The following is a 14,413-nucleotide window of genomic DNA, read 5'->3' as shown; positions in this document are numbered from 1 at the left end:
ATATTTATGACTGCCAGTTTACAACTTCCTGGCGTTGTACACCAAGGTGATCTGCCCCCAATTCGACGACATCACCCGCTTTTAGGTATATTGGCGGATTGAATCCGAGCCCTACTCCTGCCGGAGTCCCCGTCGAGATCACATCGCCCGGCAGCAAGGTCATAAATTGGGACACGTAGGATACAATATAGGGCACAGAAAAAATCAAATTGCTCGTATTGCCATCTTGATAGGTCTTTCCGTTGACTTTGAGCCACAGACGTACATTGTTGATATCGGGAATCTCATCAGCAGTCGTCAAGACAGGCCCCATAGGCGCAAAGGTATCACACCCCTTTCCCTTATCCCAGGTACCTCCTCTTTCGATCTGGAATTCGCGTTCGGACACATCGTTATGCAGCACATAGCCTGCTACGTAATCCAAGGCATCTTTTTCGTCTACATAAGTAGCTCTCTTACTTATGACGACACCAAACTCGACTTCCCAATCGGTCTTTACCGAATTTTTCGGGATGACCACCGTATCATTCGGACCAACCAATGCTGTAGTAGATTTCATGAAGATAATGGGTTCATTGGGGATAGTAGCTCCTGTCTCTTCTGCATGATCTCTATAGTTCAGACCGATACAAACGATTTTGGATGGGCGTACAAAGGGGGCACCCAAACGTGTTTCGTTCGGAATTTCATCTAATTTACCTGCATTTGCCTTAACAAACTGTTCTAAGCGTGCTAAACCGTTTTCTTCAAAAAAACGTTCGTCATAATCTCCGCCAAAAGCAGAAACATCATAGTTTTTGCCTTCGATCTGTACACCGATTTTTTCTTTTCCCGGCTCTCCGTAACGTATTAATTTCATGTTGTAAGTATATAAGATTTAAGTATAGCGTCCGTTGACGACAGATCCCCTATAGGGTCTTATATGTCATACGGACTAAGCAGTACAAGCACTATACGAAGTACGGCATATTTTTCCAAAACGATATGAATTATTTTACGCAAAGTATAAATAATATTACCGTAATCCAAGGAATAAAAAAAGCCTTTTTTGTGATTCTACAAAAAAGGCTTTTACCTAAACTATTTATTTCAATTTATTTAACGACTCCTTTGATAGTCAATATTTTAACAGGAGTTTTAGAATTTGATTTCACTGTAAAGGATTTTGTAAAAGGCCCTGTTGCTGTCGAGGCATTGAACGTCACTTTAATGGATCCCGTTTCTCCTGGTTTGACGGGGGTTTTTGAATAATCGGCTACCGAACATCCACAGGAAGGAGCCACATCGGACAAAATAATAGGGGCATCTCCCACATTCGTAAACTTAAATTCAAAGGAAGCCGCTTGGCTTTTGGGAATTTCACCAAAATCATGTGTCTCCTTTTCAAATTTAAATTCTCCGATCGCCGCTACCGTGAAAGCTGTCACAGCTACAAAAGCTATCAAAACTGTTGCTATACTTAATACTTTTTTCATCTTTTTTATTTTAATATTCTCTATACTAAATTTAGTCAATACACATGCCAAATGTAAATAAAATCTATAGCATATCGTACCCTTTCTCTTTTTTCACAATATTTTTACATTAAAGATAGGAAAATGGCTACAACCGCAGATGCTGGTTTGCAAACCAACACCTCTTGGCTATCTGAGACACAACCTTGTAGAGACGCGATTAATCGCGTCTCTACAGACAACCCCTTTATATAATACCTTCTTTCAACAGATCCTGTATATGTATGATGCCTGAATAGCCCCCGTTGTCCGTCACAAGCAATTGGGAAATATTATGCTGACGCATCATATGCAGTGCATTGACAGCTAGTTCCGATCCCTCTATCTTTTTGGGATTGGTCGACATGATATCCTTTGCTGTCAGATCTGTAATCTCCTCATTATTTTCCAGCATCCTCCTGACATCTCCATCCGTGATGATACCTAGGATCGTATCGTTTTCTACGACTGCTGTCGCTCCAAGTCTAAATTTGGTAATCGTAATGATCGTCTGCCTGACCTTGTCCGTAGGAAGCACCGAGGGACAGCCATTTAGCCCCGACAGATCCGATACTTTGAGGTAAAGCTGCTTACCCAATGCACCGCCGGGGTGATATTTGGCAAAATCACGGTCTGTAAAATGTCGGGCGGTCTGTAGGCATACCGCTAAGGCATCTCCCATAGCCAATTGTGCCGTCGTGCTCGTGGTAGGGGCCAAATTGTTTGGGCAGGCCTCCCGTTCGACAGATGTATCCAATATATAATCCGCTTGTTTGGCTAGAAACGAATCCTTGTTGCCCACCAGAGCGACCAACTTGTTTTCGCGCTGCTTGAGAAAAGGTACAAGAACCTTAATTTCCGGTGTGTTTCCACTTTTTGACAAAGCAATGATCATATCCTCCTTTTGTATCATCCCCAGATCACCATGCACAGCATCAGCGGCATGCATGAAAATCGATGGCGTACCGGTAGAATTCAGTGTAGCGACGATCTTTTGGGCGATAATGGCACTTTTCCCTATCCCTGTCACGACCACCCTTCCCGGCAAGGTCAATATAGACTTGACCACCTCGGCAAAATCGTCCGTCAGCAGATCCGCCAGTCTTTGTATAGCCTGCGCTTCCAAGGCCAATACTTCTTTGGCTTCTTTTTTAATTTCCAAATTGCTTTTCACAGAAATTATCCCTATTTTTATGTAATATTACAAAAGTAAGTTTTTTGAATGTTAGACACGTCAAATTTCTTCCAAATTTGCCCTTAAACTGATGGAAATAGAAAAATCTTTGTACGACAACCTCCAGGAATTTTTTGGATTCGACACATTTAAAGGCGATCAAGAAGCAATCATTACCAATATCCTGAATAAGAAGGATACCTTTGTGATCATGCCCACCGGGGGCGGCAAATCTATATGCTACCAGCTCCCGGCCTTGATGAGCGAAGGAACAGCCATTGTTATTTCTCCGTTGATTGCGTTGATGAAAAACCAAGTCGATCAGCTGCGTGCCTTTGGTGGGTCCGATAGCATAGCACACTTCTTGAATTCTTCCCTAACCAAGGGAGAAACCAATATGGTGAAAGCTGATGTAACAGCAGGTAAGACCAAACTGCTCTATGTAGCGCCAGAGTCCTTGTCAAAAGAAGAAAACCTACAGTTTCTGAAAAGTATCCGTGTTTCTTTTGTAGCCGTAGACGAGGCGCACTGTATATCTGAATGGGGCCATGATTTCCGGCCGGAATACCGTAAGATACGTCAGGTCATCAATGGGATCAGTGACAATATCCCGATCATTGCCCTGACGGCAACAGCTACGCCCAAGGTACAATCCGATATCCGGAAAAATCTACAGATGAACGATGCGACTTTGTTCAAGTCTTCTTTCAACCGACCCAACCTATATTACGAAGTAAGAGCGAAAAACAATGTCGTCAAAGAAATCGTCAAGTTTATCAAAAACAATTCGGGAAAAACCGGGATCATCTACTGCCTAAGCCGCAAAAAAGTAGAAGAGATCGCCGAAGTACTCAATATCAACGGCATCAAAGCCCTACCCTATCACGCCGGCTTGGATGCCAAGACCCGCGCCGATACACAGGATAAATTTTTGATGGAAGATGTCGAAGTCATTGTAGCCACCATAGCTTTTGGCATGGGGATAGACAAACCGGATGTGCGCTATGTGATACACCACGATATCCCCAAGTCCATGGAAGGATACTATCAGGAAACAGGACGAGCCGGCCGGGACGGAGGCGAAGGAGTATGCGTGGCGTTCTATTCAAAAAAAGATATCGAGAAGCTTACCAAATTCATGAAAGACAAGCCTGTTTCGGAAAGAGAAATCGGCACCCAGATATTGAAGGAGGTCATTGACTATTCCGAATCTTCCGTATGCAGACGTAAACAGATACTTCACTATTTCGGCGAAAAATTTGATGAGACCGGATGTACGAATATGTGCGACAACTGTCGGTCGGCCAAAACCTATTTTGATGCCGAAGAAGATTTGTTGAAAATACTCGGCTTTATCCGGGACGAAGGGCAGAAATTTGACGATCACCATATTATCAATGTGTTTATCGGACAGAATAACCAACCTATCTCCGCCTATAAACACGATACCCACCCCCTATTCGGGAGCGGAAAAGAAGAAGGTGTCAATTATTGGAATTCGTTGCTCCGGCAGGCAGAGCTGGCTGGTTTTATCCGAAAAGATATCGACCATTATGGTTTATTGAATCTGACCGAAGACGGGAAAAAATACCTCAAAAACCCTTATGCGCTCAAATTTATCCTCAACAGACCCATGGAAAATACCGATGAGGATTCATCTGAAGAAGTTTCGCAAGGAACCGGTACATTGGACAGTCAATTGCTATTGATGCTGAAAGATCTGCGCAAAAAAATAGCCAAGCAGAAATCTTTGCCTCCCTTTGTCATCTTTCAGGATCCATCTTTAGAAGAAATGTGCATACATTATCCTATTTCTACGGAAGAACTGAAGAAGATCCACGGTGTAGGTGCAGGCAAAGCATTGAAATTTGGCGCCCCCTTTGTGGATCTCATCAAAAAATACGTCGAAGAGAACGATATCGAACGCGCCCAGGATATGGTCATCAAGTCGGCTGCCAATAAGTCCGCATTGAAGGTATCCATTATACAAAATATAGACCGTAAGATTGCACTCGACGATATTGCATCTTCCAAAGGCATCAGCTACGAAGACCTGTTGAAAGAAGTAGAATCTATCGTCTATTCGGGAACCAAACTCAATATCAGTTATTTTGTGGACGAAATGATCGACCAGGATCGACAGGACGAAGTTTATGATTACTTCCGATCTGCTGAAGAAGATTCTATCAAGGCCGCTTTGGCCGAGTTGGGGGAAGAAGATTATACGTATGAGGACATCCAGCTGATGCGTATCAAGTTTTTATCCGAATTGGGAAATTAAGCACACGACATGATTCAAACATATCTACCGGGAATTAAAAACGGGACTTCCCATCAGTTTTTTTTAATGGCCGGGCCCTGTGCCATAGAAGGAGAAGAAATAGCACTACGGATCGCAGAGCGCATCGTGACGATCACGGACAAACTGCAAATTCCTTATATTTTCAAGGGTTCTTACCGAAAAGCCAATCGGTCCAGAGTCGACTCTTTTACCGGAATCGGTGATGAGAAAGCATTAGGGATTTTGGAAAAAGTCGGGAAGGAATTTGGTGTACCTACCGTGACGGACATCCATGAAAGCAAAGAGGCCGCTATGGCAGCTGCCTACGTGGACGTTTTACAGATTCCTGCTTTTTTGTGTCGGCAGACCGAACTATTGGTGGCAGCCGCTGAAACGAGAAAAGTTGTCAACATCAAGAAAGGACAGTTTCTATCGGCCGAATCGATGCAGTTTGCGGTAGACAAGGTCAAGGATGCAGGCAATCCAAAAGTAATATTGACCGACCGCGGCAATACTTTCGGTTATCAGGATCTGATCGTAGACTTTAGGGGGATTCCTGTCATGCGTTCGTTTGATGTACCGACCGTCATGGACTGCACGCATTCCCTGCAACAGCCCAACCAGACTTCGGGTGTGACAGGTGGCAAGCCTGCCTTGATCGAGACCATTGCAAAAGCGGCCATTGCTGTAGGCGCAGATGGGCTGTTTATCGAAACGCATCCCGACCCGGCCCATGCCAAGTCCGACGGAGCCAATATGCTACATCTGGATCTGTTGGAAAATTTGTTGACAAAGCTTGTTCGCTTACGGGAAGCGGTGCTTGCCAAGGATTAGCTTCTGATTGTAAAAACATTCTTATTCCTTTAGTAAGAGTTTCTTTTTAACGAAACTTTTGTTGTATATTTGTTTTGAGGCTAAGAGATCGAAATGAATAAGCGCTTTGAAGTCATTCTACTGGAAGAAGTTCGATTATTTTTAAAAAGTTTGGATCCAAAACATTACGAAAAAATAATTTATAACATTCGTAAAGCTCAAATTGAAAATGATCCGGAACTTTTTAAAAAACTGACCAACGATATATGGGAATTTAGAACTCTATATCGGGGTCTACAATATCGGCTTCTTGCATTTTGGGACAAAACTTCCTCTACCAAAACATTGGTAATTTCTACCCATGGGTTTATAAAAAAGCGAAGCAGAGTTCCCGAGCAGGAAATCCAAAAAGCGATCCAGGCAAAGAAAAAATACTTTGATGACACATTAAAGAATAAGAAAAAATGAAAACATATACATTAGATGAAATACAAGATGAACTTCTTGGAAAAATAGGGACTCCCGGACGGGATCGTTTTGAGTATGAGCTTCAAATGGACCTGATCGGTAAGGCTATAAGACATACAAGGCAAGAACGAAATCTGACACAAGAAGAACTGGGTAAACTTATCGGTGTTCAGAAGGCACAAATTTCACGACTCGAAAACAATGCAGGCAACGTTACATTGGATACATTATTGAGAGTATTCAATGCACTAAAAGCAAAAGTGAAGTTACAGGTTGAACTGTCCAATATGAACCTTAATGTAGAACAATAAAACTACAGTATAAAGGTTTACTTAAAAAGTCTTTGTGCGGAGGCTTTGGTTCGCCCAGTTTTTGTGATACCAGACCGAATGCTCAAAGATATAGATGAGGAGAATGGTGACAACCGTGCCGACCAATGCCCCTATATACACATCTCCGGGCCAATGTTGGGAAAGATATACGCGGGAATAACCGGCCAGACAAGCTAAGATAAATAATAGCGGGCTCTTCCGTTGTGTCGGAAACACGTAATATAAGACAATCATCAATGCGAAGATACTCGTCGTATGTCCCGAAGGAAAGCTGTAATTGCCGTGTATATGGTAATCGGGCAAGGTGTACCAGGAAGGATCATCTTTGAATATTGCACCGGGGCGTGGCATCTTGACAGCTCTCTTAATGACCTGTGCTACCAGACCCGACAGCAAAAAGCTGACAATAGTCAAAATAGCATACTTGTACCGTACAAATACCAAGGCTAAAGCTACTGCTATCACAAACAGACCATCCCCTATGTTCGTATATACCCTAAAGAACCAGTCCGCCCATTCATGATGCAGCGCATTGACCTCCCGAAACTGTTCGACCTGCGTATATTGGATACTGACATAACCACAGGTAAGCTCGATGAGCAACAAAGCAATTAATATAAACCGAAAATTCCAAAGTAATTGTCTGAACGTCATTGATGGCGTACTCATACGTGTTCTTTTTGTTGCCCAAACTTAGATAAATTTGTTTGCTAAAACAACCCTAAGGTTTACTTCTTCTATCCCTGGCTCTTGATTCTGGCACACGCCTGTGGTGTGTGCCCTTCTCCTATCCACGCTCTATCCGTACAGCATTCAGGATAGCTAGCAAGGCAACGCCTACATCCGCAAATACGGCCTCCCACATCGTGGCTAGACCGCCGGCTCCGAGAATAAGGACAATCGCTTTGACACCAAAGGCAAAACCAATGTTCTGCCAGACAACTCGCTTTGTTTTTTTACCGATCTCTATTGCTGTCAGTATTTTGCCCGGTTTATCATCCTGTATGACTACATCGGCCGCCTCTATAGTCACATCGGATCCCAACCCTCCCATAGCGATACCTACATCACTCAAAGCCATGACCGGCGCATCATTGACACCATCGCCCACAAAAGCGACACTTCCGGTATCGATATTTACCTCTTTCATCTTTAAGACTTTGTCCTCGGGCAGTAAGTCTCCATAAGCCTGTCCGATCTGCAATTCTTCGGCGACATGCTGAACCACCGTACTTTTATCGCCACTCAGCATGGTGGTGCCGATGTGCAGTCTATGCAGATTGGCTATAGCCGTTTTGGCACCCTCTTTTATACGATCCGCAATCGTCATATAGCCTACAAACCGACCATCATAAGCCACAGCTACCGTCGTAAAGACGAGCGAAGAAAGATCCACATCGTAGGCAATCTTAAATCTATCCAACAATTTAAAGTTTCCCACGAGCAGTTCTTTTCCGTCCACCAGTGCTTTCATCCCCAGGCCTGCAATCTCCTCCATGTCTGATAGTACAGCAGTCTGATCCATCTCTCCCAAATAGTCTCTGATGGCCATAGCGATAGGGTGCGAACTTTTGCTTTCGATAAGACCGACATAGCCCATCATTTTCGTTTGGTCTACACCGTCTTTGAAGAGGATTTCCTGTACCTTGAAAACACCTTCTGTCAAGGTTCCGGTCTTGTCCATGACCACATGTCGGACTGCGGCCAGCGTATCCAAAAAATTACCGCCCTTTACAAGTACTCCCTGCTTGCTCGCTGCTCCGATTCCCCCAAAATATCCTAAAGGAATAGAGATGACCAGTGCACAGGGACAGGAGATCACCAAAAACACCAAGGCCCTATACAGCCATTCGGAAAAGAGGTAGTTGTCTACAAACAAATAAGGTATAAACGTGATCCCGATGGCCAGAAAAACAACGATAGGTGTATAGACTTTTGCAAATTTAGAAATGAATAGCTCGGTCGGTGCTTTTTGTGTGGTAGCATGTTGCACCAGTTCCAATATCTTACTGAGTTTGCTATCTGCATAAGCTGTCGTGACCTCGACCTGGGAAAGTGTATGCAGATTGATCATACCGGCAAGCACGGTATCTCCTCTATTCTTGCTGTCCGGTTTGCTCTCTCCAGTCAAAGCCGCAGTATCAAAAGAAGCATGATCATTGTGCAATACACCGTCCAAAGCTAATTTCTCTCCTGGCTTGAGCTCGATGATATCACCTATACGTACAGCCTTGGCATCAACTCGTTGCGCCTGCCCCTCGCGCACTACGGTCGCTTGATCAGGACGTTGGTCCAGTAATGCCTTAATATTGGCCTTTGCCTTGGAAACAGCCAATGTCTGACATCCCTCGCCGATGGAATAAAACAGCATGACAGCCACCGCTTCGGGATACTCGCCAAGAGCAAAGGCCCCCAAAGTGGCGATGCTCATCAAAAAAAATTCAGAGAAAAAATTACCTCTTCCTATAGCAGTCAAAGCATCCCGAATCACGGGAGCACCTACCGGAATATAAGCCACCAGATATACGGCCAACCTAAGCCAACCCTTGAACCAGTCCGGAGCAATGAAATGATCCAAGGCAAGTGCCAGCAACAGACCACCTATACTGATCACGGATGGGGCAAATAAACGAGCAATTGAAATCGAACCACTCTGGGTATGGCCGTGCCCTTCATGGCTGTGCTCATGCACATGTTTGTCCTGGGTGACGGACGACTGCATCGATTCCGATTTTTTATAGACTTTTTCTACCTGGCTACAAATCGTACAGACTCCATTTTGATAATCGTGTATATGCTCCATGATATATGCGTATTTCTCTAAAAAGGTAAATTTAGCAAAATATTTGCATCATAAAGCATCCCACAGGGATGATCATTTACGGCTCCCATACAATCATTATACCCAAATGACAAGACAAAAAAAATAATTGCTTATTTTGCGGAAAAATTGGAGCAATGGCAACCAACGGAGATAAAGCTATCCGAACAGCATATTTTAGCATATTGGGCAATATGGTTTTGGCTATCGCCAAATGGTTGGCAGGTTTTTTCGGAAATTCCTTTGCTTTGATAGCCGATGCGATAGAATCCACCACGGATATCTTTGCTTCGATCCTTGTGTTGTTAGGCATCAAATATTCCAAACGTCCTGCCGACAACACGCATCCTTACGGACACGGGCGCATAGAGCCCTTGATTACATTTATCGTAGTCATATTTTTGGTCATATCAGCAACCGTCATTGCGTATCAGAGCATCATCAATCTGCAAACTCCGCATGAACCGCCCAAAGCCTGGACACTCATCGTATTGGGTATCATCATCCTATGGAAAGAACTTTCCTACCAATTTGTCATCCGCAAAAGCAAAGCACTGAACAGCAGTTCGCTCAAAGCCGAAGCCTGGCATCATCGAAGCGACGCGATCACTTCGATAGCTGCATTCATCGGGATATCTATGGCACTGTGGTTTGGCAAAGGCTATGAATATGCTGATGACTGGGCTGCGCTGATAGCTTCGGGTATCATACTCTACAATTGTTACCGCATTTTCAGACCGGCCTTAGGAGAAATCATGGATGAAAATTTATATGAGGACCTGGTAGACAAGATCAAAGTCAAGTCACTGGAAGTCAATGGCGTACTGGATACTGAAAAATGTTTTGTTCGAAAGATTGGCATGTCTTTTATCGTAGATATCCATGCCGTGGTCCATGCCGACCTGAGTGTAAAAGACGGACACGATATTGCGCATGCCCTAAAAGATTACCTGATGGCCAAAATACCCGATATCTCCAATGTATTCGTACATATAGAGCCATTTGACCCTATCATCGCAAACAGTTAAGAGTACATTGTACTATATATATCAGCCCCAAAAGCTTAAGATCTCCTTAATGATCACAAATATACCAATGACTAGAATGAGGTATCCCAAACCTTTCTTTAGTTCTTCATTGTTGATGAAGCGAGACAAGTAAAAGCCCAAAAACATCCCCGCAATCAGTAACAAAGTATAAGGAGTCAGTATATCCCAATCAAACAGCGGAATTTTTTCGATATCACCAGCCAAACCAAACAGAGAATTGAGCGCAATAATCGCCAAAGAGGTAGAAACCGCATAAATCATAGGCATACGGTAATAGCTTACAAAAGCCGGAATGATTAGAAAACCTCCTCCTGCCCCAACTACCCCCGTAATCAGCCCAAGCAATGTCCCCTGCATCACCATCATAAACCGGGAGACTTTTCTTTCACCTACCCCCTCTGCTTTTACCTCCCCCATAATCATACGCCAAGCCGAAAACAACATAACAAACCCAAAAAGCACCATCAAAACAACATTCTGATGGATGACCCATGAACCAATGTAAAATTCCTTAGGGATTAAAGGTAATATAAACTGTCTGGTCACAAAAACCATAACGATAGAAGGAAAACCAAAATCAAATAACTTGGTCAGATCGACATGCTTCAGTATCAAATTTCGGATAGAACCGACAAATGAAGATACAGCTATAGCAAACAGGGAATAGGTGGTGGCCAGATTGGGATCTACACCATATATATATACCAGTACAGGTACGGTCAATATCGATCCCCCGCTACCGGCCAAACCGAGTGTGATTCCAATAAAGAAAGCGAATATAAAACCTAAAAACAGCATGGATAGAACCAAAGATAAGACTTATCCTAAAATAAAAGTAGCTTTAGTCAAATATTTTAAATACGAGTAAATAAATAGATTTTATATAGAATAGTGACACTCACTATTCCCGCAATATATGATTTTTTTCATTTTCCTTACGCTAAAAGAATACATAGATTACAATTATTTAATTCGATTAGCATTTTTAATATATTTTTCGTACATTCGCACACCTTTTGTTATTAAATTTTATAAAAAATAATGCTATCTCTTAAAAGTTTCATCAAAAATGTGGAGCTTCACAACCCACACGAGCCCGAATTTCTACAAGCAGTAACCGAAGTCGCTGAAGATATCATACCTTATATCAATGATTATCACCCTGAATTTGAATCTTTGAAGATCTTGGAGCGTATAGCCGAACCCGAAAGAGTAATTTCTTTTCGTGTAGCCTGGCTGGATGACAAGAATGAGATACAGGTCAACAGAGGATACAGGGTACAAATGAACAGTGCCATCGGACCTTATAAAGGAGGATTAAGATTTGCTCCCGACGTGAACTTAAGCATCCTCAAGTTTTTGGCGTTCGAACAGGTGTTCAAGAATTCCTTGACCAGTCTGCCCATCGGTGGTGGAAAAGGCGGATCTGATTTTGATCCCAAAGGAAAGTCAGATAATGAGATCATGCGTTTTTGTCAATCTTTCATGACAGAACTGTATCGCCATATCGGAGCAGAAACTGATGTTCCGGCCGGAGATATCGGTGTAGGTACCCGTGAAATCGGCTATTTATTTGGTCAATATAAGCGTATTCAAAATAACTTTACCGGCGTATTGACAGGCAAAGGAGCGCATTGGGGAGGTTCTTATATCCGTCCTGAAGCAACAGGCTACGGTTTATTGTATTTTGTAGAATGTATCTATGACTTCAACAACGAATCTTTGGAAGGTAAGGTCATTACCATTTCCGGCGCGGGCAATGTGGCTTATTATGCCGCAGAAAAAGCCATTTCATTAGGTGCAAAGGTCATTACTCTATCCAATAGTCAAGGCACAATATATGACAAGGAAGGCTTTAGTTTGGAAAAACTTGCCTACGTCGAAACTTTGGGACGAGATCTGTACAAATATCCACGAAAATTCAAATCTGCAACGTATCATGAAGGTGAAAAACCTTGGCAGTTTAAATGTGATATTGCTTTACCATGTGCTACCCAAAATGAGCTGGACGAAGCCGATGCAAAGAAATTGGTGAAGAATGGTTGTAAATGTGTTGCCGAAGGTGCCAATATGCCTTCTACGGCCGAGGCCATCAAAGTATTCCATAAAGCCAAAGTATACTTTGCGCCAGGAAAAGCCGCCAATGCCGGTGGTGTAGCTGTATCTGGTCTTGAAATGTCACAAAACTCTATCCGTCAGCAATGGCCATCGGCCAAGGTCGACACAAGGTTAAAAGCTATTATGGAAAACATCCATAAAACTTGTGTAAGATACGGTAAAGAGGAAAACGGGTATATCAACTACCTCAAAGGAGCCAATATCGGAGGTTTCATCAAGGTGGCTAATGCGATGAAGGCACAGGGTGTTCTTTAGGGAGCAAAGATGAAAGAACAAGGAGCAAGGACAGATGTTGTCTTTGCTCTTTAATTCTTTGTCTTTTGTCCTTAATCCTTTATCTTTACTCCTCATGAGAATACTCGCAGAACTCCCCCACCCGGATTGCAAGATTTCCATTTTTGGCATGAATCAAAAGTTCATCATCAAATTTGAACAGGGAACCTTGGAGCAGTCGTTCAAAATTTCTGAAATGGACGTCCTCAATGGCGTAAATGGAGTCTTTGAGCTGTTGGATGAAACATTTATCCAACAGGTTCTGCAAAATTTCAATACGATGCGTAAGGATTTTATCGATGCATACAATCGTGTAAATGGCTAGCGCCAAACAATCACGTTCTATATCATAGATCAGTACATCGCCGGAATCCCCAATATCCGAATCCATGCGTGCGTAAGATTTGATTCCATATTCTCTACTTTAGGTCAACTGATCTAACAATAATGCTCTCATATTTTTAATAATTATTTTCGGTCTAACTGAAATTCAAACTCATTATATTCGGTTCTTTCCCAAGCAAACTGATCTGTCACAGGAGAAATAGCAAAAAAAGGAGAAAAGGTTTTTACTTTTATTGTTTGCTTATCGGGCATGAACTCCAACCAGCGCACCCAACCATCTCCCCCATTGCCATACCACCCTCCTCCTAAAGCTTGGGCATTGAACATCATCTGATGAACTGTACGTCCTGCCGCATTTGCATCTGTTCGATAACCTACATGTCCTTTAAAGTCATCGGGTTTTCCGATATGTCCCGAAAAAACCATTTCTATGTTTGTAGATGGCTTTACGAGCTTTTCAAACACAGCTCTTCCATAATTACCATTTTCAATTGGATAGTTTTCTTTTACGATATGTTCATTTTCTGCATTCAGATAAGAGTGTGTCAGCAAAATTACCCTATGATCTTTATATTTTTTATCGTTTGTGATGTTTTTCGCCCATTCGATCGTTTCATCTCTCGGTGCAAATTCCAGTACCAGAAACAAAAATAGCTCATCGTGAGGGCTACGAAATTCATAAGCCGCATTGATTAGAGAGGGCAGATTATCGTCATTTGTTCCCGCTTCTTTCAGCAGACGTTGGCTTAAAGGATTTCTATCTACCGGAAAGAAAAGATCATAGTTCGTTTTACGATTTTCGATGCTCTTCACACCATAGTCGTGATTGCCGGTTGCATTGATGTAAGGGACTTTCCCATCCAATCGCTCGAATGCACGGGAAACCGCCTTCCATTGCTGAATCCCGGCTTGATTTGCTCTTTTTCCATCGGGTGTAAGCCAGCTGTTGTGTTCGACTAAGTCTCCGGTACCGAGCACCATACGGATATTTAGCGGGTGGATCCGTTCGCTTATCCAACCTGTCATCAGTTCAAGTATTCCATGATTACGCTCATACTTGACATAACTTTGCAGATCGGGCAACAAGATCATTGACCAAGAATCCCTATCGCTCAGTTTTGGGGCTTGATAGCCTACACTTTGAGCAAAAGAGCCTAAGGTGATCGAAATAAATAAAAGAAGAAAATTTAGCCGTTTAAAATTCATATCGCTTTTTCAAAAAAACAAAAAGCATCTACTTTTAGAA

Annotated in this window: 14 protein-coding genes; 7 read left to right on the top strand and 7 right to left on the bottom strand. The window is 42.8% G+C overall.

Annotation, left to right across the window (positions count from 1 at the left end; genetic code table 11):
- Positions 1-4: 4 nt before the first annotated feature.
- The 3 genes from G5B00_RS12475 to G5B00_RS12465 all read right to left on the bottom strand — a co-directional run bounded on the left by G5B00_RS12475 (position 5) and on the right by G5B00_RS12465 (position 2,667).
- Complete coding sequence (locus G5B00_RS12475) at positions 5-859, bottom strand: fumarylacetoacetate hydrolase family protein (protein WP_163875746.1); 855 nt, start codon at positions 857-859, stop codon at positions 5-7.
- Between the two features lie 235 nt (positions 860-1,094).
- Positions 1,095-1,475: a DUF1573 domain-containing protein gene (locus G5B00_RS12470; protein ID WP_163875744.1), complete on the bottom strand. Its 381-nt coding sequence runs from the start codon at positions 1,473-1,475 to the stop codon at positions 1,095-1,097.
- A gap of 226 nt (positions 1,476-1,701) precedes the next feature.
- On the bottom strand, positions 1,702-2,667 hold the full coding sequence (locus G5B00_RS12465; RefSeq protein WP_163875741.1) for an SIS domain-containing protein: 966 nt from the start codon (positions 2,665-2,667) through the stop codon (positions 1,702-1,704).
- A gap of 91 nt (positions 2,668-2,758) precedes the next feature.
- Here G5B00_RS12465 and recQ point away from each other — a divergent pair, with 91 nt between their 5' ends.
- From recQ to G5B00_RS12445, 4 genes are all read left to right on the top strand, one after another.
- Positions 2,759-4,948, top strand: coding sequence for a DNA helicase RecQ (gene recQ, locus G5B00_RS12460; protein WP_163875738.1), 2,190 nt, complete (start codon positions 2,759-2,761; stop codon positions 4,946-4,948).
- A 9-nt stretch (positions 4,949-4,957) separates the two neighbouring features.
- Positions 4,958-5,782: a 3-deoxy-8-phosphooctulonate synthase gene (kdsA, locus tag G5B00_RS12455; protein ID WP_163875735.1), complete on the top strand. Its 825-nt coding sequence runs from the start codon at positions 4,958-4,960 to the stop codon at positions 5,780-5,782.
- Positions 5,783-5,875: 93 nt separating this feature from the next.
- Positions 5,876-6,229, top strand: coding sequence for a type II toxin-antitoxin system RelE/ParE family toxin (locus tag G5B00_RS12450; protein ID WP_163875732.1), 354 nt, complete (start codon positions 5,876-5,878; stop codon positions 6,227-6,229).
- The gene (locus G5B00_RS12445; RefSeq protein WP_163875729.1) at positions 6,226-6,540 is read left to right on the top strand and encodes a helix-turn-helix domain-containing protein; all 315 of its coding nucleotides are present in this window, start codon (positions 6,226-6,228) and stop codon (positions 6,538-6,540) included. The genes G5B00_RS12450 and G5B00_RS12445 overlap by 4 nt, the downstream gene beginning before the upstream one ends.
- 21 nt (positions 6,541-6,561) lie before the next feature.
- On the opposite strand, the gene G5B00_RS12440 is transcribed toward G5B00_RS12445, so the two are convergent.
- Together G5B00_RS12440 and G5B00_RS12435 are read right to left on the bottom strand one after the other, a co-directional pair.
- Positions 6,562-7,230 (bottom strand): phosphatase PAP2 family protein, encoded by a 669-nt coding sequence (locus G5B00_RS12440; protein ID WP_163875725.1) that lies wholly within the window; start codon positions 7,228-7,230, stop codon positions 6,562-6,564.
- Positions 7,231-7,348: 118 nt separating this feature from the next.
- Positions 7,349-9,364 (bottom strand): heavy metal translocating P-type ATPase, encoded by a 2,016-nt coding sequence (locus G5B00_RS12435; protein ID WP_163875722.1) that lies wholly within the window; start codon positions 9,362-9,364, stop codon positions 7,349-7,351.
- Positions 9,365-9,519: 155 nt separating this feature from the next.
- On the opposite strand from G5B00_RS12435, the gene G5B00_RS12430 reads away from it, so the two are divergent.
- Positions 9,520-10,410: a cation diffusion facilitator family transporter gene (locus tag G5B00_RS12430; protein ID WP_163875720.1), complete on the top strand. Its 891-nt coding sequence runs from the start codon at positions 9,520-9,522 to the stop codon at positions 10,408-10,410.
- A gap of 21 nt (positions 10,411-10,431) precedes the next feature.
- Here the strand turns inward: G5B00_RS12430 and G5B00_RS12425 are convergent, their stop codons facing one another.
- Positions 10,432-11,229 carry a sulfite exporter TauE/SafE family protein gene (locus G5B00_RS12425; protein ID WP_205966414.1) on the bottom strand — a complete coding sequence of 266 codons (798 nt, stop codon included), beginning with the start codon at positions 11,227-11,229 and terminating at the stop codon, positions 10,432-10,434.
- 243 nt (positions 11,230-11,472) lie between these two features.
- Here G5B00_RS12425 and gdhA point away from each other — a divergent pair, with 243 nt between their 5' ends.
- Together gdhA and G5B00_RS12415 are read left to right on the top strand one after the other, a co-directional pair.
- Positions 11,473-12,804 carry an NADP-specific glutamate dehydrogenase gene (gene gdhA, locus G5B00_RS12420; protein WP_205966413.1) on the top strand — a complete coding sequence of 444 codons (1,332 nt, stop codon included), beginning with the start codon at positions 11,473-11,475 and terminating at the stop codon, positions 12,802-12,804.
- A gap of 94 nt (positions 12,805-12,898) precedes the next feature.
- Positions 12,899-13,147, top strand: a complete 249-nt coding sequence (locus G5B00_RS12415) for a hypothetical protein (protein ID WP_163875715.1) — start codon at positions 12,899-12,901, stop codon at positions 13,145-13,147.
- A gap of 143 nt (positions 13,148-13,290) precedes the next feature.
- Here the strand turns inward: G5B00_RS12415 and G5B00_RS12410 are convergent, their stop codons facing one another.
- Positions 13,291-14,373: a metallophosphoesterase gene (locus G5B00_RS12410; protein WP_163875712.1), complete on the bottom strand. Its 1,083-nt coding sequence runs from the start codon at positions 14,371-14,373 to the stop codon at positions 13,291-13,293.
- Positions 14,374-14,413 lie beyond the last annotated feature (40 nt).

It is taken from the genome of Parapedobacter sp. SGR-10 (genome assembly GCF_011030405.1).
GTDB lineage: Bacteria > Bacteroidota > Bacteroidia > Sphingobacteriales > Sphingobacteriaceae > Sphingobacterium.
This window is presented reverse-complemented; position numbering and strand designations above follow the sequence as displayed.